Genomic DNA, 20,391 nt, shown 5'->3' with positions numbered 1-20,391 from the left:
GAACGGTGGCCGGATATTGATCGGAATGCCGGCCGGCTTCACGTCGGAATCCGCAATGTTCGACTTCGCGATGAATGTCGGATCCTTGCGCATATGCGGGATGATGTCGGCCTTCACGATCGACATCGGCACCGTCCAATACGGGTTCAGGTTGACCGAGGAGATGTTGGCCTGGATCACCGGCGAGGGCCGGTCCGGCCGGCCGACGATGGCGAGATGGCGCTGCGCGACCGTGCCGTTCTCGACCGCCTCGACGCTGGCGCCGGGGATGTTCACCACGACATAGCGACTGGCGAAGTTGAAGCCGTTGCCCTTCAGGCGCTCCAGCGTCGCGGTGAGCTGGTTGAGGCGCGATTCGACCGGCGTGTTCATCGCCTTGAGGGTCAGGCGCCCGACCGTGCCGAGATCTGACAGGCCATGGCGGCGCTGGAAGCGCTTCACCGCCTCGGTCACATTGGCATCGTAGACGTCGCCGGCCACGGCCTCGGGCGCGAGATCGCCGCTGGCGAGCAGACGCTGCTTCAACGCGACGACATCGGCACCTTGCGAATCCGGCTTCAGGGCCGTGGCGCCGGCCGGCACCTTGGGCCAGCCGCCACGATTGGCGACGTCCTCGTGGGCGATCAGCGCCTCGAGCGTGCGGTCATAGGTGTTCGGGCCGTAGCTCGGCTCATTGGCACGCACGAGTGCGGTTGAGGCCAGCAGAGCAGCAGCCGCAACAGCGAGGATGGAGGGACGCGCAGACATGAAAACCCCCGGGCCGCACAGAGCGGCACCGGGGGATCATTCCGCGACATGGTCAAGGAATGCTTAAGAAGCTGCTGATGTCCTTCACCATGCTGACGAATGCCGTCAGCATGGTGGGAACCGCCTTACTCGGCGGCCTTGGCGGGAGCCGGCTTTTCCCATTTCAGGACCGGCGACCGGGCCGCGCGGGTCTCGTCGAGGCGACGGATCGGGGCGTGATGCGGGGCGCTGGTGAAGCGCTCCTTGTCATTGCCCTTGGCCGCGATGGCGAGGTCGCGCAGCGTCGCGATGAAGAGGTCGAGCGCCGCCTTCGATTCCGACTCGGTCGGCTCGATCAGCATGGCGCCATGGACGACGAGCGGGAAATAGACCGTCATCGGGTGGTAGCCCTCGTCGATCATCGCCTTGGCGAAATCGAGCGTCGAGACGCCCGAGCCCTTCAGCCACTCGTCGTCGAACAGCACCTCGTGCATCGACGGATGATCCGGGAAGGGCAGCGACATCAGGTCGGCGAGACCGGCGCGGATGTAGTTCGCGTTGAGCACCGCATCCTCGGAAGCCTGGCGCATGCCGTCCGAGCCGTGGCTGAGCATGTAGGCGAGCGCGCGGACATACATGCCCATCTGGCCGTGGAAGGCGGTCATGCGGCCGAAGGGCTGGTTGCCCACTGGGGCTTCGCCGCGCGACTCGATCAGATGCGGCTTGCCGTTCTCGACATGGATGAAAGGCACCGGCGCGAAGGGCGCCAGACGCTCGGAGAGCACGACCGGGCCGGCACCGGGACCACCGCCGCCATGCGGCGTCGAGAAGGTCTTGTGCAGGTTGATGTGCATGGCGTCGACGCCGAGATCGCCCGGACGGGCCTTGCCGACGATGGCGTTGAAATTTGCGCCGTCGCAGTAGAAATAGGCGCCGGCCTCATGCATCGCCGCGGCGATCTCGACGATCTGAGGCTCGAAGATGCCGCAGGTGTTCGGGTTGGTCAGCATGATCGCGGCGATGTCCGGCCCGAGCAGGGCCTTGACGTCCTCGACCGCGACGGTGCCGTCCGGACGGGCCGGAACCGCCTTCACCGAGAAGCCGATCAGGGCCGCCGTCGCCGGATTGGTGCCGTGGGCCGATTCGGGCACGAGCACGACATTACGGGTCGCGCCCTCGCCCTTGGCGGCGATCGCAGCCTTGATCGCCATCATGCCGCAGGCCTCGCCATGGGCACCGGCCTTCGGCGACAGCGCGACGGCCGGCATGCCGGTCAGCGTCATCAGGTAGCGGGCGAGCTCGAGCATCAGGTCGAGCGCGCCGTGCACGGTCGAGGTCGGCTGGAGCGGATGCACATCGGAGAAGCCCGGCAGACGCGCCACCTTCTCGTTGAGGCGGGCATTATGCTTCATCGTGCAGGAGCCGAGCGGGAAGAGCCCGGTATCGATACCGTAGTTCTTCTGGCTGAGGCGCACGAAGTGGCGCATCGTCTCGGGCTCGGAGAGACCGGGCAGGCCGATCTCGCCCTGGCGGGCATGCTTGCCGAGGCGCGACTTGAACGGCGCCGGCTTGTCGATATCGACGCCGGTCGCCTCGTGATGGCCGATCTCGAAGATCAGCGGCTCGACCTGCTGGAGAGCCTTGTTGCCGGTGAAGGTCGCGTGCTCGGCATGAGCGGCCTCGCCGGCCTGGGTGGGACGTCCCTGACGGTTCAACATCACAGCACCTCCACGAGCGCCGCCACGAGGGCCGCCCGGTCTTCATCGGTATTCACCTCGGTCGAGGCGATGATCAGCAGGTCGTCGAGCCCGGCCTTGGGCAGGAGGCGCGAGACGGGAACGCCGGCCAGGATGCCCTTGGCGGCAAGAACCTCGACGACCTCGGCGGCGGGCTTCTTCAGCTTCACGGTGAACTCGTTGAAGAAGCTGTCGTTGAGCACGGTCACGCCTTCGACGCCGGCCAACAGGTCGGCGAGCTTCACGGCATTGGCATGGTTCACCTCGGCGAGACGCGCGAGACCGGTCTGGCCGAGCAGCGTCATGTGGATGGTGAAGGCCAGCACGCAGAGGCCCGAATTGGTGCAGATGTTCGAGGTCGCCTTGTCGCGGCGGATATGCTGCTCGCGGGTCGAGAGCGTCAGCACGAAGCCGCGCTGGCCGGTCGAATCGACCGTCTCGCCGCAGAGCCGGCCCGGCATCTGGCGGATATATTTCGACTTGGCGGCGAAGAGGCCGACATAGGGGCCGCCGAAGTTCAGCGCATTGCCGATCGACTGGCCCTCGCCGACGACGATATCGGCGTCCTGGGCGCCCGGCGGCACGACGGCACCGAGCGAGACGACCTCGGTGAAGACCGCGATCAGCAGCGCGCCATGGGCATGGGCCTTCTCGGCGATCGGCTTGAGATCGCGCAGGTTGCCGAACACGTCCGGCGACTGGACGACGACGCAGGAGACGCTGTCGTCGATCTGGGAGAGGATGTCCTCATTGGCCGCGACGTCGGGCTTCAGCGCCACGACCTCGTCATTGGCCATCTCGGAGAGCGTCTCGACGACCGCGGTGTAATGCGGATGCAGGCCGCCGGAGAGCACCGCCTTGCGGCGCTTGGTGACGCGATGCGCCATCAGCACGGCTTCGCCGGTGCCGGTCGAGCCGTCATACATCGAGGCGTTGGCGACCTCCATGCCGGTCAGCGCGGCGACCTGGGTCTGGAACTCGAAGAGATATTGCAGCGTGCCCTGCGCGATCTCGGGCTGGTAGGGCGTGTAGCTGGTCAGGAATTCCGAGCGCTGGATCAGGTGATCCACCGTCGCCGGGACGTGGTGCTTATAGGCGCCGGCGCCGACGAAGAAGGGAACGGCGGAGGCGGCGGTGTTCTTGCCGGCCATCTTGCCGAGGATGCGCTCGACCTCGAGCTCGCCCTTGGCGCGGGGCAGGTCGACCGGGGCCTTCAGCAGCTTGCCGGCCGGCACGTCGCTGAACAGCGCGTCGACATCGGAGACGCCGATCCGCGCGAGCATGTCCTCGCGGTCGGTATCGGTGAGCGGGAGATAGCGCATGGGGTGATTCCGTTTCGGGGTGTCATCCCGTGCGCGCCGCGGCATGGAATGCCGCTGCGCAGACACGGGACCGTGCGACGAGAAGGCGCCTTGTCCTGAGGGCAATCCCGCATCAGCGCAGCAGCACTTCCGTGCCGCGGCGCGTGCGGGATGACACCCGGTCAGAGCGACTTCACGTAGTCCTGGTACTCGGCCTCGTTCATCAGAGCGTCGAGCTCGCCGGCGTCCTTGATCTTGATCTTCAGGAACCAGCCCTTGCCGGCCGGATCCTCGTTGACGGTGCCGGGCGCCGCTTCGAGCTCGCCATTGACCGCGACGACCTCGCCGGAAACCGGGGCGTAGACCTCGGACGCGGCCTTGACGCTCTCGACCACGGCGGCTTCGCCGCCCTTGGTCAGCGCCTTGCCGACGGTCGGCAGCTCGACGAAGACGACGTCGCCAAGCTGCGACTGGGCGTAGTCGGAGATGCCGACGGTGCCGACGTCACCCTCGATGCGGATATATTCGTGGTCCTTGCTGTAACGGGTCTCGGCCATGGTTTCCTCCTGGCGTCGGTTGTCTGGAAAAGGGTTCAGCGCTTGTAGCCGTTCGGCACGAAGGGCATCGTCGCCACGACGGCCGGCAACGGCTTGCCGCGCACGATCAGGTTGAGCTGCGTGCCCGGCGCGGAATGGGCCTTGGCGACGTAGCCCATGGCGCAGGGGCCATTGAGCGTCGGGCCGAAGCCGCCGGAGGTCACGACGCCGATCACCTCGCCCTCGGGCGTCGCGATCTCGGTGCCCTCGCGGGCCGGAGCGCGGCCTTCCGGCTTGAGGCCGACGCGGATGCGCGAGACGCCCTCGGCGAGTTCGCGCTGGACGCGCGCGGCGCCGGGGAAACCGCCCTCCTCGCGGCGGCGCTTCTGGATCGACCAGTTGAGCGCAGCCTCGATCGGCGAGGTCGTGGTGTCGATGTCATGGCCATAGAGGCACAGGCCCGCTTCGAGGCGCAGCGAATCGCGGGCGCCGAGGCCGATCGGCTTGACGTTGCCGTCGAGCAGCAGCGTGTCCCAGATCTCGCCGATCCTGTCGGCGGCAGCCGAGATCTCGTAGCCATCCTCGCCGGTATAGCCGGAGCGGCTGACATTGGCCTTGATGCCGGCGACCTTCATGGTGCGCGAGGTCATGAAGCCCATCTCGGCGGCTTCAGGCGCGATCGCGGCAAGTGCGGCCGCCGCGCCCGGACCTTGCAGCGCGATCAGGCCGCGATGCTCGGCCTTGACCAGCTTCACATTGGCCGGCAGGCGCGCCTCGATATGGGCGTAGTCGGCATCCTTGCAGGCGGCGTTGACGACGACATAGAGCGCACCGTCCTCATCGGGATCGATCGAGCGCGTCACCATCAGGTCGTCGAGGATACCGCCCTCCTCGTTGAGGAGCTGCGAATAGCGCTGCTTGCCGGGGGCGAGGTTGACGATATCGGCGGGGATCAGCGCTTCCAACGCCTTCGCCGTGGTCTCGTGATCGGGACCGATCAGGAAGCACTGGCCCATATGCGAGACGTCGAAGAGCCCGGCCTTCTCGCGCGTCCAGTTATGTTCGGTCAGGATGCCCATCGGGTACTGCACCGGCATGTCGTAGCCGGCGAAGGGCACCATGCGGGCGCCCAGCGCAACATGGCGCGCGTGCAGCGGGGTCTTCAGCGGCGCGCTCGCGCCAGCGGTATCGGTATTGGCCTCGGCAGCCATGGCATGCCCCTCCCAGAGTCAAGCGCAAGCCCCGGACGATAGTGTCCGGAACGCGCCCCCTCTGTCTCGGCACCTGAGAGATTTCCCCGCCCGACCCAAAGGATCGGACAAGTTACACCCGTCGGTGGGCGGGCATCGCTGCCCGCCGCTTTCCAGAGCGCCAAATCCCCAGCGGCCCTTTTGCCTGAGCGTTTCCGGGGCGGTTGCGCCTTCGGCGCCGGGCTCGAAGCCCGGTCTCTCCCGCGGGGATATGCGGCTTGGGCACAGATACAAGACGCGCCGACTGAGTCAATCGGCGCGCCGTCGTCTTTCACGGCAAAGCAGTTTTGTCAGCGACGCCGGCGCGCCGGCGCGGCAGGCCCGCCGCCGCCCAGGCCGACGAAGATCTCGATGTCGCCCTTGCCGGCCGGCACCATGATGCCTTCCTCGACATGGGTGAAATCGGCGCCGCTCTGGCCGGAGGGAATCGTGGCACCGACGCGCGCGCTGCGCTTGCCGATGGTGCTGGTCCCGCGCATCACCGTGGTCGTCAGCGTCCCGCCATAGCTGCCGGGACTGCCGGCCGGGCCGAGCAGCACCCTGCCCTCGACGCCGACCTTGAGGCGGAAGGTGCCGTTGCCGGTCGGCGTGCACTGGCGCGCGACGTTGGTGATCGAGACCTGGTAGCGCAGACCGCTCGAATCCTGCCCGGATTGGGCACGGATCGCAGCGCCGCCATCGGAGATGATGACGTCGGGGCAGATCAGAGGATCCTCCTCGCTGTCCTTCGGCAGCTGATCCGCCGGCGGAGGCGTCGTGGACTGGAACATGAAGACGTTGAGCGCGGTGTTGCCCGCGGACGAGGACGAGCCCGATCCGCAGCCGGCAAGGCCAAGGCACAACAGCGGCAAAGCGAGCCAGCGGCCCTGACGAAGAGTTTGATCGATCACGGCAGCGCCTCCACGCCCGGGCCGAAGCCATTGAGGGAGACGGGCACGCCCACCCCCTCTTCCGGCGTCTGGAATACGATGAAAGTCGCGCTCTTGCCGCCCTTGAGCTGGCCGAGCAGGGCGTCGTCCATGACGACCTCCGCCACGCAACCGGTGGTCAGGCAGCGCACGAAGCCGGCGCGGCCGATATCCTTGTCGTCGATCTTGAGCCCGAGGCCGGAGGGCAGCAGCACGCCGAGCGGGGCGACGACGCGCAGGAGCCGGCTCTTCTGGTCCGCCGTCTTCAATACGATGACGAGGAGCGTCAGATTGGGACGATCCTCGGCTGCGACGTTCTGGACGAGCGCGCATTGTTCCGCCTTGGCGCCCGGCGGCACCTCGCAGCGCATCTGCCAGTCGCCATGTGTGGAGCGCACCGCGCCCTGCGCGAAAGCGGAGCCGGCGGCGAGGCTCGTCCCCATGAGCGCCAGCGCCAGGGCGCCGAGCGCTCCGATGATCCTCATCATCCCTGCCATCCCTTCCAAACCGGACTTGAAGCCGCAGCAGAAGCGCAGAATTCAGGCAAAACGCCGACCGCGCCAGAGAATCCCGCCGCCTCTCAACATAAAACGCGTTCGGACCATGCAGGGTGGGTCCTGTCAAGGCGGCATGGCGGCTCGGCGCGCGCGTCAAGGCCTCGCGTGATTATGCCGCACGGTCATTGGGGGCAGTCTTCATTGTGCCACTGGCGCAAGCGCGATCTTTGATTTATCGCAATCTCGAAGAATGAGGCGACTTCGCGGTCGCCCCTTCATGCGTGGGGCCAAGCCGGTCGGCTCCCATGCAAGTCGATTGAGGAGCATGTCGGATCGATGCGATTTCTGAGCAGGACCTTTGCAACAGCGGCCGCCACGGCCCTTGCCGTCGCCGCGTTGGCGACTGTCCCGGCCCTCGCCGGCACCGGCATGCCCTCCCCCTGGCAGCTGAACCTGCAGGGGGCGGCGACGCCCGTCGCCGAGTTCATCCACTGGTTCCATGACTGGCTGAACATCATCATCACCATCGTCACGCTCTTCGTGCTGGCGCTGATGATCTATGTCGTCTTCCGCTTCAACGAGAAGGCGAACCCGGTCCCGTCCAAGACCACGCATAACGCCCTGCTCGAAGTGTGCTGGACCGTCATCCCGGTCCTCATCCTCGTCGTGATCGCGATCCCGTCCTTCCGCCTGCTCAAGCTGCAGCTCGAGGTGCCGCAGGCCGACATGACCCTGAAGGTCACCGGCAACCAGTGGCGCTGGACCTACGAGTATCCGAAGGAGAACGGCGGCTTCACCTTCGATTCGCTGATGCTGAACGAAGAGGATCGCGCCAAGGCGATCGCCAGCAACAAGATCAAGGCCGCCGAAGCGCCGCGCCTGCTCGCCGTCGACAACGAGGCCGTCGTCCCGGTCGGCAAGACCGTCCGCGTCCAGGTGACCGCCTCCGACGTCATCCACAAATTCACGGTCCCGTCCTTCGGCATCAAGATCGACGCCATTCCCGGCCGCCTGAACGAGACCTGGTTCAAGGCCGAGCGCGAAGGCATCTATTACGGCCAGTGTTCGTTCATCTGCGGCCAGGACCACGCCTACATGCCGATCGCCGTCCGCGTCGTCAGCCAGGAGCGCTACGCCGCCTGGCTCGCGGAAGCGAAGCAGAAATTCGCCAATGCCGAAGACGCGGGCAGCAAGTTCGCTGCCGCGTCCAAGTAAGTCGCCGAGGAGAAGAACAATGGCAACAGCGGCTCACGCCCACGGCCATGACGAGGCCCATCACGCCAATCCGACCGGATGGCGCCGTTGGCTCCTGTCGACCAACCACAAGGACATCGGCACGCTCTACCTGATCTTCTCGATCATGGCAGGGCTCGTCGGCGGCTTCCTCTCGATCATGATGCGTATCGAGCTGCAGCAGCCCGGCCTGCAGATCTTCGCCAACGGCCAGAGCTACAACGTCTTCGTCACCGGCCACGGCCTGATCATGATCTTCTTCATGGTCATGCCCGCCGTCATCGGCGGCTTCGGCAACTGGTTCGTGCCGCTGATGATCGGCGCGCCGGACATGGCCTTCCCGCGCATGAACAACATCTCGTTCTGGCTGACGGTCGCCGCCTTCATCCTGATGATCATCTCGATGTTCGTCGAGGGTGCTCCGGGTGCGAAGGGCGTCGGCACGGGCTGGACGGTCTATCCGCCGTTCTCGACATCCGGCCACCCCGGCCCGTCGGTCGATTTCGGCATCCTGTCGCTGCACCTGGCCGGTGCCGCCTCGATCCTCGGCGCGATCAACTTCATCACCACGATCCTGAACATGCGCGCGCCGGGCATGACCATGCACCGCATGCCGCTGTTCGCCTGGGGCGTGCTGGTCACCGCCTTCCTGCTGCTGCTCTCGCTCCCGGTTCTCGCCGGCGCGATCACCATGCTGCTGACGGACCGCAATTTCGGCACGACCTTCTATGATCCGGCCGGCGGCGGTGATCCGATCCTGTACCAGCACCTGTTCTGGTTCTTCGGTCACCCCGAAGTGTACATCATGATCCTGCCGGCCTTCGGCATCGTCAGCCACATCATCTCGACCTTCTCGAAGAAGCCGATCTTCGGCTATCTCGGCATGGCCTACGCCATGGTCGCGATCGGCGTCGTCGGCTTCATCGTGTGGGCGCACCACATGTACACCGCCGGCCTGTCGCTCAACACGCAGCGCTATTTCGTGTTCGCGACGATGGTCATCGCGGTGCCGACCGGCATCAAGATCTTCTCGTGGATCGCGACGATGTGGGGCGGCTCGATCCGCTTCACCGCGCCGATGGTCTGGGCGATGGGCTTCATCTTCCTGTTCACCGTCGGCGGCGTCACCGGCGTGGTGCTGGCCAATGCCGGCGTCGACCGCTCGCTGCATGCGACCTACTACGTCGTGGCCCATTTCCACTACGTGCTGTCGCTCGGCGCCGTGTTCGGCATCTTCGCGGGCTTCTACTACTGGTTCCCGAAGATGAGCGGCTACGTGATCCCGGACTGGATCGGCACGCTGCATTTCTGGGTCGCCTTCGTCGGCGCGAACCTGCTGTTCTTCCCGCAGCACTTCCTCGGCCTGGCCGGCATGCCGCGTCACTATGTCGACTATCCCGACGCCTTCGCTGGCTGGCACTTCTGGTCGTCGATCGGCTCCTACATCTTCGCCTTCGGCCTGCTGATCTTCTTCTACGGCGTCATCGTCGCCTTCACGAAGAAGCAGCTCGCCGGCGACAATCCGTGGGGCGAAGGTGCCACGACGCTGGAGTGGACCCTGTCCTCGCCGCCGCCGTTCCACCAGTTCGAGACGCTGCCGCGCATCACCGGCTCGGACCACTGAGATTTCGATCATCGCGCGTCGATGGACGCGCGATGATCTCGCCGATTGCTGGAGCATCCGATTTTTCCGAAAAGTGGGATCCACTTTTCGGTCAGATGCTCGAGGCGGCGGGCCTCACCGGCCCGCCGCCGCCCTTCCCCCGAGCGCCCCGAGGGGCGTTCCGGAGACGGGCGGCAAACACCGCCGCGTAGACCCTGCGCCCGCGGGCGCCGTTCACAAGAGTACGAAGACGATTCGACTGATGTCTGCTGCGTTCGAAACCCGCACCGATGGCCTGACAGCCTCCACCGGCGAGGCGCGCGATTTCTTCGCGCTGCTGAAGCCGCGCGTGATGTCGCTGGTCATCGTGACGGCACTGACCGGCATGGCCACCGCGCCGGGCTCGGTGCATCCCGTCCTCGCCATCGCCGCCCTGCTGGCGATCGCGGTCGGCGCCGGCGCGTCGGGCTGCCTCAACATGTGGTACGACGCCGATATCGACGCGCTGATGAGCCGCACCGCCAAGCGGCCGATCCCGTCGGGCCGGATCCTGCCCGCGGAGGCGCTGGCCTTCGGACTGACGCTGTCGATCGGCTCGGTGCTGGTGCTCGGCCTCGTCGCCAATGCGCTGGCCGCGGCGATGCTCGCCTTCACCATCTTCTTCTACGCCGTCGTCTATTCGATGTGGCTGAAGCGCTGGACGCCGCAGAACATCGTGATCGGCGGCGCCGCCGGCGCCTTCCCGCCGATGATCGGCGAGGCCGTCATGACCGGCAGTTTCGGCTGGCATTCCATTGTTCTGTTCGCGATCATCTTCCTGTGGACGCCGCCGCATTTCTGGGCGCTGGCGCTGGTGAAGTCCGGCGACTACGCGCGCGCCGGCATCCCGATGATGCCGAATGTCGCCGGCCCGGCCGCGACCCGCCGGCAGATCGTGCTCTATTCCCTGATCATGGCCCCGGTCGCCGTCCTGCCGGCGCTGATGGGCTTCGGCGGCCTGCTCTATCTCGCGGTCTCGGTCTCGACCGGCCTCGTCATGATCGCGCTGTCGGTCCAGGTCTGGCTGCGGACCGAAGGCCCGGCCGCGACCAAGGCCTGCTGGTCGCTGTTCGGCTTCTCGATCCTCTATCTCTTCCTGCTGTTCGCCGTGCTGATCGTCGAGAACGGTTTCGGGCTGATGTGGGCCCTGCCGAAGGTGATCGGATGAGCGAGCAACAGCCCCGTCCGCCTGCGCCCGCCCCGTTCTCGCCCGAGGACATGGCACGCCGCCGCCGCCGCTCGATCGCGTTGGCGCTCGTGCTCGGCGGGCTCGTGGTCTTCTTCTTCGTCGTGACGCTGGTGAAGACCGGCCCCGCGATCCTGAACCGGCCGCTGTGATGACGGCGCCCGCTCCCCAGCAGCGCAAGGGCAATCCGGCGCGCACCGCGCTGGTCTGCCTCGGCGTCGCCTTCGGCATGCTCGGCGCGTCCTTCGCGGCGGTGCCGCTCTATGACCTGTTCTGCAAGGTCACCGGCTTCGGCGGCACGCCGATGATCGGCACGGCCGGCGCCGGCAAGATTCTCGACCGGACGATGGCCGTGCGTTTCGACGCCAATGTCGCGCCGGGCCTGGGCTGGAAATTCGAGGCGGAAAGCCCGGAGATCAAGGTCAGGGTCGGCGAGACACAGACCGTGTTCTACAAGATGACGAATCGGTCGGACCGCACCGTCACGGGCATCGCGACCTACAATGTCGCGCCCGAGAAGGGCGCCGCCTATTTCGTCAAGATCCAGTGCTTCTGCTTCACGGAGCACACGCTGAAGCCCGGCGAGAGCTTCGAAGCGCCGGTGGTGTTCTATATCGACCCCGAAATCGCTGGGAATCGCGAGCTCGACGGGGTGCACGCCATCACGCTGTCCTACACCTATTTCGCCTCCAAGTCGGGCCAGCCCGTCGCGGAGGACAAGGCCGGCCCCGTCAAGGGTGACGCGGGCAATCCGAAACTGTAGAACCACGCTAGACCACAAGCGCGGACAAAAAGCCGTACGCGGAGACTGAATACGATGGCCGGGGCCCATACGAAGCACCACGACTACCACCTCGTCGATCCGAGCCCGTGGCCGCTCGTCGGCGCCGCCAGCGCGACGATCATGGCGATCGGCGCGGTGATGTGGATGAAGGCGATGCCGGTCGGCGGCATGCATCTCGGCCCGCTGGTCTTCGGCGCCGGCCTGCTCGGCGTGCTCTACACCATGCTCGCCTGGTGGATGGACGTGGTGCGCGAGGCCGAGCGCGAGGGTCACCACACCCGCGTCGTCCAGATCCATCACCGCTACGGCATGATCATGTTCATCGCCTCCGAGGTGATGTTCTTCGTCGCCTGGTTCTGGGCCTATTTCGACGCGAGCCTGTTCTCCGGCGAGCAGATCAACTATCTCCGCTACGATTTCACCGGCGGGCATTGGCCGCCGAAGGGCATCGAGACCTTCGATCCCTGGCACCTGCCGCTGCTCAACACGCTGATCCTGCTGACCTCGGGCACGACCGTGACCTGGGCGCATTACGCCCTGATCAACAACGATCGCGCCGGCCTGAAGCAGGCGCTGTGGCTGACCGTCATCCTCGGCGTGCTGTTCACGATCTGCCAGGGCTACGAGTATTCGCACGCCACGTTCGCCTTCAAAGGCAACATCTACGGCTCCACCTTCTTCATGGCGACGGGCTTCCACGGCTTCCACGTCATCATCGGCACGATCTTCCTGGCGATCTGCCTGTATCGGGCCTATCTCGGCCACTTCAAGCCGGACCAGCATCTCGGCTTCGAGTTCGCCGCCTGGTACTGGCACTTCGTCGACGTGGTCTGGCTGTTCCTGTTCGCCGCGATCTATGTCTGGGGCGCGGGCGCGCCTGCCGCCGGACACTGACGCTACCGCTTACCGCGCTCTCGCGGTCAACGTCTGAAAGGCGGCCGCGAGGCCGCCTTTCCTGTTTCGGAGGCTGCAATGGCCGGTCCTGAACCCAAACTTCCCTCCCCTTACTCGACGGGTCTGGCAGGCCGCTGTCCACGCTGTGGCGAGGGCGCGCTGTTCGACGGTTTCCTCAAGCTCAAGCCGCGCTGCAATGCCTGCGGGCTCGACTACAAGTTCGCCGATTCGGCCGACGGCCCCGCCGTGTTCATCATGCTGATCGCCGGCTTTGTCGTGCTCGGCGCGGCGCTCTATGTCGAAATCGCCTATGAGCCGCCGATCTGGCTGCACATGCTGCTGTGGCTGCCACTGGCCGTCATCCTCTGCCTCGGCCTGCTCAGGCCGATGAAGGGCCTCGCCGTCGCCCTGCAATATGCCCACAAGGCCGAGGAAGGCAGGCGCGAATCGTGACCGCCGTGTCGTCCCCTGCTCCCCGCAAACCCGGATTGCTGCTGCCGACGCTGCTGACCATCGTCGGCACGCTGGTCCTGTGCACGCTCGGTGCCTGGCAGCTCGAGCGCATGACCGAGAAGCACGCTTATATCGACCGCCTCAAGGAACAGGCCGCCGGGACCCCTGCGCCGATGCCGCCCAAGGCCGACTGGGCCAAGCTCGATGCCGCCGCGCTCGACCTGACCCATGTCGTCGCCAGGGGCAGCTATGTCGACGACCGGATCGCCGGCGTGCGCACCACGATCGCCGCCGGCCCACCCGGCAGCCGGCAACTTTCCGGCTTCGGGCGCTGGATCTTCCAGGCCTTCAAGCTCGAGGATGGCGGTATCATCCTGGTCAATCGCGGCTTCGTGCCGGAAGGCCGGCTCGGCCAGATCGGCCCGGCGAGCGGCCCTGACACGATCAAGGGCTTCCTGCGGGCGCCCGAAGCCCGCAACAGCTTCACCCCGCAGGATCTGCCGGCGATCCGCGAATTCTACACGCGCGATCCGGCCGCGATCGCGGCCGCGCTCGGCCAGCCGCCCGCGCCCTTCTATCTGGAGGCCGCCCGCGAGGGCGACGGCATGACGCCGCCAGCCGGGGTCGATGTGCGCGAGTTGATCGCCCGCATACCCGACAACCACCTGCAATATGCGCTGACCTGGTTCGGGCTGGCGCTGACGCTGCTCGGGGTCTTCGCGGCCTGGGTCTGGCAAACGCGGAAGGGCACGGCGGCAGGCTGAGCGCCAACGGTTTTGCCCAAAGCGCCGGACCGGCCTATAGCATCAGGCTGAGATCACCGAGGCCAAGATCGTGCTGCATGTTTCCACCCGGGGTGAAGCCCCGGCGCTGAGCTTTTCCGATGCGCTCCTGACCGGGCTTGCCCGCGACGGCGGGCTCTATCTGCCGCAGAGCTGGCCTAAACTCTCCGCCGCGGAGATCGCCGGCTTCGCCGGAAAGCCCTACACCGCGGTCGCCGAGCGCGTGCTCGGCGCGCTCGCCGACGGCGATATCGAGAGCGGCGCGCTCTCGGACATGATCCACCAGGCCTATGCCGGCTTCCGCCACCCGGCCGTCTGCCCGCTGACGCAGATCGGCGACAATCTCTTCGTGCTGGAGCTGTTCCACGGCCCGACGCTCGCCTTCAAGGACGTGGCGATGCAATTGCTCGGCCGCCTGATGGACCATGTCCTCGGCCAGCGCGGCCAGCGCGCGACCATCGTCGGCGCAACCTCGGGCGACACGGGTGGCGCTGCCATCGACGCCTTCAAGGGCCTGAAGAGCGTCGACGTCTTCATCCTCTACCCGCAAGGCCGCGTCTCCGACGTGCAGCGTCGGCAGATGACCACGGTCGATGCCGACAACGTCCATGCCATTGCGGTCGAAGGCACCTTCGACGATTGCCAGAACCTCGTGAAGGCGATGTTCAACCATCACGCCTTCCGCGACGAGATCGGGCTCTCGGGCGTGAACTCGATCAACTGGGCGCGCATCGCGGCGCAGGTGGTCTATTACTTCACCGCCGCCGTCTCGCTCGGCGGGCCGGGCCGGAAGGTCTCGTTCACGGTCCCGACCGGCAATTTCGGCGACATTCTCGCCGGCTGGGTCGCCAAGCAGATGGGCCTGCCGATCGAGCGGCTGGGCATCGCGACCAACAGCAACGATATCCTGGCGCGCACGCTCGAAACCGGCGCCTATGAGATGCGCGGCGTCGCGGCGACGACCTCGCCCTCGATGGACATCCAGATCTCCTCGAATTTCGAGCGCCTGCTGTTCGAAGCGCATGGCCGTGACGGTGCTGCCGTGCGCCGCCTGATGCAATCGCTGCAGCAATCCGGCCGCTTCGAGATCGCGCCCGGGCCGCTCCAGCGCATCCGCAGCGAGTTCGACGCCGCCGCGCAGAGCGAAGATCAGATCGCGGCCGAGATCAGGAAGAGCTGGACCGAGGCCGACTACCTGCTCGATCCGCATACCGCCATCGGCGTCGGCGCGGCGCGGCAGGCACTGAAGCGCGATCCCGCGACGCCGATGATCGTGCTCGGCACGGCCCATCCGGCCAAGTTCCCGGCCGCGGTGAAGGCCGCGAGCGGGATCGAGCCGGCGCTTCCGGCCCATCTCGCCGACCTGATGGAGCGCAAGGAGCGTGTGACGCTGCTGCCGAACGACCTCGGCAAGATCGAGACCTTCGTGCGCGAGCACGCGCGGGCCGTGCGCGGGGCGGCAGCGTGAGCGCGACCGCTCCGGTGGACGAGCACGAGCTGGCCGCGCCCGCGCGGCCGGACGGGCCTCACGATCCCGATGTCGCCCTGACCACGCTGCCGTCTGGCCTGCGCATCGTCTCGCAGCGCATGGACCATGCCGCAACCGTCTCGCTCGGCATCTGGATCGGGGCTGGGTCGCGCGACGAGCTGGCGAATGAGCACGGGCTCGCCCATCTGCTCGAGCATATGGCGTTCAAGGGCACGGCGCGGCGCAGCGCGCTGGAGATCGCCGAGGAGATCGAGAGCGTCGGCGGCGACCTCAACGCCGCGACCTCCGTCGAATATACCTGCTACACCGCCCGCGTGCTCGGCTCGGACCTCGGCCTCGCCGTCGATATCCTCGCCGACATCATCACCTCGCCGTCGCTGACCGAGGAGGAATTGAAACGCGAGAAGGGCGTGATCCTGCAGGAGATCTCGGCGGTCCAGGATACGCCCGACGACCTCGTCTATGACCGCTTCCTGCAGGCGGCCTTCCCGGACCAGCCGATCGGCCGGCCGATCCTCGGCACCGCCAAGACGGTGAAGAGCTTCACGCCCGACGCGATCCGCGCCTATCTCGCCCGCAACTACCATGCCGGCAACATGGTGCTCGCGGCCTCCGGCGCGGTCGACCATGACGAGCTGGTCGCGCTGGCGAAGGAACATCTTTCGAAGCTGTCGGCTGCTCCCGCCAAGCCGGTTCCGCGCGAAGCCGGCGAATATCGCGGCGGCGAGGCCCGCATCGGCAGCGACGAGGAGCAGATCCATCTCGTGCTCGGCCTGCCCGGCCTGCCGTTCAAGGGCGGCGCGCATTACGCGCTGCAGATCTTCGCCTCGGTGCTCGGCGGCGGCCTGTCGTCGCGCCTGTTCCAGGAGGTGCGAGAGCAGCGCGGCCTGGCCTACGCGATCGATGCCTTCCACTGGCCCTTCTCCGATTGCGGCGTCTTCGGCATCGGGGCCGGCACGGCCCCTGAGGATGCGGGCGAACTGATCGAGGTCGCGCTCGGTTGCCTGCGCCAGGCGGCGGAAGACGTCAGCGAGGCGGAAGTCGCCCGCGCCCGCGCCCAGATGAAGGTCGGCTTGCTGGCCTCGCTCGAGAGCCCCGGCGGCAAGCTTGAGCAGATGGCGCGGCAGGTGCTGCTCTTCGGCCGGGCGATCCCGCGCGAGGAGCTCGCGGCCCGGCTCGATGCGGTCACGCTGGACGACGTGCGCGCCGCCGGCCGCTCCCTGCTGGGGCACCAGCCGACGATCGCGGCGGTGGGCCCGACCCATGGCCTGCCGCCGGCCAAGCGCCTGCGTCATGCGGCCCGGGCGGCGGACTGACCGGCGATGGCGCTCTTCCGTTTCCCGAGCGAGCTGCCGAGCCGCCCGCTGATCCGGACGCCGAATCTCTATCTGCGCGCGCCCCAGGCCAGCGACCACGCGGCCTGGGCGCTGTTGCGCATGGAAAGCCGCGAATTCCTCACGCCCTGGGAGCCGACCTGGAACGAGGACGACCTCACCCGCGCCTCGTTCCGCCTGCGTGCCAAGCGCGCCGCCCGCGAGATTTCGACCGACGAGGCCTATTCGCTCTTCATCTTCGAGACCGGCACGGAAACCCTGATCGGCGGGCTGACGCTCGGGCTGATCCGGCGCGGCGTCGCGCAGGCGTGCACGCTCGGCTACTGGATGGGCCGGCGCCATGCCGGCAAGGGGCATATGACGGAAGCGGTGCGTGGCGCCGTGCGCTTCGCCTTCTCCGACCTCGCATTGCATCGCGTCGAGGCCGCCTGCCTGCCCAGTAACGAGCCGTCGCGGCGCCTGCTGGAGCGTGTCGGCTTCCAGCACGAGGGACTGGCGCGAGCCTACCTCAAGATCAACGGCAACTGGGCCGACCACCTGCTCTATGCCGTGCTCTCCACCGACACCTTGCCTGGAAGCAGACCGTGACTGCGGCGGTTGACCACAGCCCCGCTCCGCCTTGCCCTTGCCATGAGCGGCCGATAGGGCTTTTCGTTAAACTTCGAACGATCGCTTCCCGCCTGATAGCCGAGCACAGCTTGTCCATTTCCGAGCGCATCTTCCGGGCCGGCCTCGCCCTGGCCGGCCTTGTCTTGTGGTTCTGCGCCGCGGCCCTGCCGGCCCAGGCCGTCGAGGCGGTCCGCGTTCCCGTCGACGCCCCCGTGATCGATCTGACCAATGTCGTCGAGCGCAACAAATCCGACGGCGACGTCATCCAGATCTCGACCGCGCCGGGACCGGACGGCATCGTCAGGCGTATCGCCGTCAAGGCCCGCGAAGCCGGCGCGCGCCCCGACTGGATCGTCTTCGCGCTCACCAACGATTCCGACGAGCAGATCGACCGCCTGCTGGTCGCGCCATTCCACCGGCTGATCGGCTCCGGCGTGATCTGGCCCGATCTCGGCGACAAGCGAATCGAGGCGGTGACGGCGAGCCAGGGCCTCTCGCCCGATCGCGAGCCCAGCCCCGATGCCGACGTCTTCCTGATCACGCTCGACCCCGGCACGACGGTCACCTTCGTCGCCGAGCTGAAATCGCCGAACCTGCCGCAGCTCTATCTCTACGAAGCCGAGGCCTACCGGCAGAAGACCAACGGCCTGACGCTCTACAAGGGCATCATCATCGGCATCGCGGGCCTGCTGGCGCTGTTCCTGACCATCATCTTCGTGGTCAAGGGCGCGGTCATCTTCCCGGCCGCCGCAGCGCTGGCCTGGGCGGTGCTGGCCTATGCGGGCCTCGATTTCGGCTTCTTCCAGCGCCTGTTCCCTCTGACGCCTGCGATCGAGCGAATCTATCGCGCCGGTGCCGAGGTCGTGCTGGCGGCGACGCTGCTCGTCTTCCTCTTCGCCTATCTCAACCTGTCACGCTGGCATGTGCGCTACGGCCACGTCACGCTGCTCTGGATCCTGGGTCTCGCCGGCCTGATCGGGCTTGCTGTCTTCGATGCGCCGATGGCATCCGGCATCGCGCGCATCTCGATCGCGGCCGTCGCGGCGATCGGCTTCATCCTGGTCGTGCATCTGGCGACGCATGGCTACGAGCGCGCGGTGATGCTGATCCCGACCTGGTTCCTGCTCGCCGTCTGGGTGACCGCCGCGAGCTTCACCGTGACCGGGCAGTTCCAGCGCGACTTGGTTGCGCCTGCCTTGTTGGGCGGCCTCGTCCTGATCGTGCTGCTGATCGGCTTTACCGTGATCCAGCACGCCTTTGCCGGCGGCGCGATCTCGCAGGGGCTGGTTTCGGATACGGAGCGCCGGGCGCTCGCGCTCTCCGGCTCGGGCGATCTCGTCTTCGACTGGGATGTCAGCTCCGACAAGATCTTCGTCTCCCCGCAGATCGAGACGCTGCTCGGCCTGCCCAAGGGCGCGCTCGAAGGCTCGGCCGCGCGCTGGCTGGAGCACATGCATGTCGCCGATCGCGACCGCTACCGCGTCACGCTCGACGCCGTGCTGGAGCAGCGCCGCGGCAAGCTCAATCTCGACCTGCGCCTGCGTTCCGCGAACGGCGCCTATCACTGGATCAACGTGAAGGCGCGGCCCGTCATCGGCTCCGACGGCGAGGTTATCCGCGTCATCGGCACGCTGGCCGATGTCACCGAGCAGCGCACCGCGCAGGAGCGCCTGCTCCACGACGCCGTCCATGACAACCTGACCGGCCTGCCCAACCGGAAGCTGTTCCAGGACCGGCTGGGGGCGATCTTCGGCTTCACCCGTGCCGACGACAATATCCGCCCGACCGTGCTCGTCATCGATGTCGACCGCTTCAAGCAGGTCAACGAGTCCGTCGGCTTCTCGGCCGGCGATTCGATCCTGCTGACGCTGGCGCGCCGGCTCGGCCGTTTGCTCCGGGCACAGGACACGCTCGCCCGCATCGGCGGCGACACCTTCGCGATGATCCTCGTCTCCGAGCGTGATCCCGAGCGCATCCTGGCTTTGGCTGAACTGGTGCGCCGCGCCGTCTCGACCCCGATCACCTATGCCGAGCGCGAGATCGTGCTGACGCCCTCGATCGGGCTCGCCCTGTTCGACCCGGCCCCGGCCTCGCGCAAGGAAGACGCGCTGAAGAATGCCGAGCTCGCCATGGCCCATGCCAAGCGCCAGGGCGGCAACAAGATCGAGGTCTTCGTGCCGGCGATGCGGACCGACCGCAACGACCGGCTCGCACTGGAAAGCGACCTGCGCCGGGCAATCGAACGCAACGAAATCCAGGTCATGTACCAGCCGATCGTCCGGCTTGAGGACCGCACCATCGCCGGCTTCGAGGCGCTGGTGCGCTGGGACCATCCGCGCGAAGGCCGGCTGATGCCGCAGGATTTCCTCGCCATCGCCGAGGAAACCGGGCTGATCGTCGATCTCGGCGTCTACGTCATGGACAAGACCGCGCGCGAGCTGGAAGCCTGGCAGGCGGCGCTCGAAGTCGATCCGCCGATCTTCGCCAGCGTCAACGTCTCCAGCCGGCAATTGCTGCGCCACGACCTGCTGCATGACGTGAAGACCGTGCTCGGCCGCCGCCGCGTGCTGCCGGGAACGCTCAAGCTCGAGATCACCGAGAGCCTCGTCATGGAGAACCCGGAATATGCGGCGCAGATGCTGCAGCGTATCCGCGATCTCGGCGCCGGCCTCTCGCTCGACGATTTCGGGACGGGCTATTCCTCGCTGTCCTATCTGCAGCGCTTCCCCTTCGACACGATCAAGATCGACCAGAGCTTCGTGCGCCAGATGGGCAATGGCCGCCCGCCGGTGATCCTGCGCTCGATCGTGCAGCTCGCCGCCGACCTCCACATGGATGTCGTCGCCGAGGGTGCGGAGAGCGAGTCGGACGCCATCGAGCTCTACCAGCTCGGCTGCCAATATGCGCAGGGCTACATCTTCGGCCAGCCGATGACGGCGGCGGAAGCCCGGCGCCTGATGGGCGCGGCGGCGGCGGCGACCGAGGCGGCTTGAGGCCTATCGATACCTGACCGCAGAGGTTCCAGGCGCCA

The 20,391-nt window shown here is 67.0% G+C and carries 19 protein-coding genes and 1 riboswitch; of the genes, 12 read left to right on the top strand and 7 right to left on the bottom strand.

The genetic code is table 11. The features are described 5' to 3' along the window. The 7 genes from ACODTJ_RS02200 to ACODTJ_RS02170 all read right to left on the bottom strand — a co-directional run. Positions 1–747 (bottom strand): peptidoglycan-binding protein (locus ACODTJ_RS02200; protein ID WP_488847507.1); only part of this gene is annotated, 747 nt, incomplete at its 3' end. 125 nt (positions 748–872) lie between these two features. Then, entirely contained in the window at positions 873–2,444 is a 1,572-nt protein-coding gene (gene gcvPB / locus ACODTJ_RS02195) for an aminomethyl-transferring glycine dehydrogenase subunit GcvPB (protein ID WP_454657893.1), read from the bottom strand. After that, positions 2,444–3,784: an aminomethyl-transferring glycine dehydrogenase subunit GcvPA gene (gene gcvPA / locus ACODTJ_RS02190; protein WP_454657894.1), complete on the bottom strand. Its 1,341-nt coding sequence runs from the start codon at positions 3,782–3,784 to the stop codon at positions 2,444–2,446. The genes gcvPB and gcvPA overlap by 1 nt, the downstream gene beginning before the upstream one ends. A gap of 161 nt (positions 3,785–3,945) precedes the next feature. After that, on the bottom strand, positions 3,946–4,320 hold the full coding sequence (gcvH, locus tag ACODTJ_RS02185; RefSeq protein WP_454657895.1) for a glycine cleavage system protein GcvH: 375 nt from the start codon (positions 4,318–4,320) through the stop codon (positions 3,946–3,948). A 35-nt stretch (positions 4,321–4,355) separates the two neighbouring features. Then, a complete protein-coding gene (gcvT, locus tag ACODTJ_RS02180; RefSeq protein ID WP_454657896.1) occupies positions 4,356–5,510 on the bottom strand; it encodes a glycine cleavage system aminomethyltransferase GcvT in 1,155 nt (384 codons plus the stop codon). A 162-nt stretch (positions 5,511–5,672) separates the two neighbouring features. Then, positions 5,673–5,763: riboswitch (glycine riboswitch) on the bottom strand. A 76-nt stretch (positions 5,764–5,839) separates the two neighbouring features. Continuing rightward, positions 5,840–6,439 (bottom strand): hypothetical protein, encoded by a 600-nt coding sequence (locus tag ACODTJ_RS02175; protein ID WP_454657897.1) that lies wholly within the window; start codon positions 6,437–6,439, stop codon positions 5,840–5,842. Beyond that, positions 6,436–6,954 carry an invasion associated locus B family protein gene (locus ACODTJ_RS02170; RefSeq protein ID WP_377846293.1) on the bottom strand — a complete coding sequence of 173 codons (519 nt, stop codon included), beginning with the start codon at positions 6,952–6,954 and terminating at the stop codon, positions 6,436–6,438. Before ACODTJ_RS02170 ends, ACODTJ_RS02175 begins: the two co-directional genes overlap by 4 nt. A gap of 336 nt (positions 6,955–7,290) precedes the next feature. Between ACODTJ_RS02170 and coxB the strand changes: the two genes are divergently transcribed. From coxB to ACODTJ_RS02110, 12 genes are all read left to right on the top strand, one after another. Next, complete coding sequence (gene coxB / locus ACODTJ_RS02165) at positions 7,291–8,169, top strand: cytochrome c oxidase subunit II (RefSeq protein ID WP_454657898.1); 879 nt, start codon at positions 7,291–7,293, stop codon at positions 8,167–8,169. A gap of 19 nt (positions 8,170–8,188) precedes the next feature. After that, on the top strand, positions 8,189–9,811 hold the full coding sequence (ctaD, locus tag ACODTJ_RS02160) for a cytochrome c oxidase subunit I (protein WP_454657899.1): 1,623 nt from the start codon (positions 8,189–8,191) through the stop codon (positions 9,809–9,811). A gap of 241 nt (positions 9,812–10,052) precedes the next feature. After that, a complete protein-coding gene (locus tag ACODTJ_RS02155; RefSeq protein WP_454657900.1) occupies positions 10,053–10,997 on the top strand; it encodes a heme o synthase in 945 nt (314 codons plus the stop codon). After that, complete coding sequence (locus ACODTJ_RS02150) at positions 10,994–11,167, top strand: hypothetical protein (protein ID WP_454657901.1); 174 nt, start codon at positions 10,994–10,996, stop codon at positions 11,165–11,167. The genes ACODTJ_RS02155 and ACODTJ_RS02150 overlap by 4 nt, the downstream gene beginning before the upstream one ends. Then, a complete protein-coding gene (locus ACODTJ_RS02145; RefSeq protein WP_454657902.1) occupies positions 11,167–11,778 on the top strand; it encodes a cytochrome c oxidase assembly protein in 612 nt (203 codons plus the stop codon). Before ACODTJ_RS02150 ends, ACODTJ_RS02145 begins: the two co-directional genes overlap by 1 nt. Positions 11,779–11,832: 54 nt before the next feature. Then, complete coding sequence (locus ACODTJ_RS02140; protein ID WP_454657903.1) at positions 11,833–12,693, top strand: cytochrome c oxidase subunit 3; 861 nt, start codon at positions 11,833–11,835, stop codon at positions 12,691–12,693. A gap of 78 nt (positions 12,694–12,771) precedes the next feature. Beyond that, positions 12,772–13,146, top strand: coding sequence for a DUF983 domain-containing protein (locus ACODTJ_RS02135; RefSeq protein WP_454657904.1), 375 nt, complete (start codon positions 12,772–12,774; stop codon positions 13,144–13,146). Next, on the top strand, positions 13,143–13,910 hold the full coding sequence (locus ACODTJ_RS02130; protein ID WP_454657905.1) for an SURF1 family protein: 768 nt from the start codon (positions 13,143–13,145) through the stop codon (positions 13,908–13,910). Before ACODTJ_RS02135 ends, ACODTJ_RS02130 begins: the two co-directional genes overlap by 4 nt. Positions 13,911–13,980: 70 nt before the next feature. After that, positions 13,981–15,396, top strand: coding sequence for a threonine synthase (gene thrC, locus ACODTJ_RS02125; protein ID WP_454657906.1), 1,416 nt, complete (start codon positions 13,981–13,983; stop codon positions 15,394–15,396). 29 nt (positions 15,397–15,425) lie between these two features. Next, positions 15,426–16,733, top strand: a complete 1,308-nt coding sequence (locus ACODTJ_RS02120) for a M16 family metallopeptidase (RefSeq protein WP_454659031.1) — start codon at positions 15,426–15,428, stop codon at positions 16,731–16,733. A gap of 6 nt (positions 16,734–16,739) precedes the next feature. Then, positions 16,740–17,339, top strand: coding sequence for a GNAT family N-acetyltransferase (locus ACODTJ_RS02115; RefSeq protein ID WP_454657907.1), 600 nt, complete (start codon positions 16,740–16,742; stop codon positions 17,337–17,339). Positions 17,340–17,455: 116 nt separating this feature from the next. Next, entirely contained in the window at positions 17,456–20,353 is a 2,898-nt protein-coding gene (locus ACODTJ_RS02110) for an EAL domain-containing protein (RefSeq protein WP_454659032.1), read from the top strand. Positions 20,354–20,391 lie beyond the last annotated feature (38 nt).

The organism is Allobosea sp. FG18, assembly GCF_057809495.1.
This window is presented reverse-complemented; position numbering and strand designations above follow the sequence as displayed.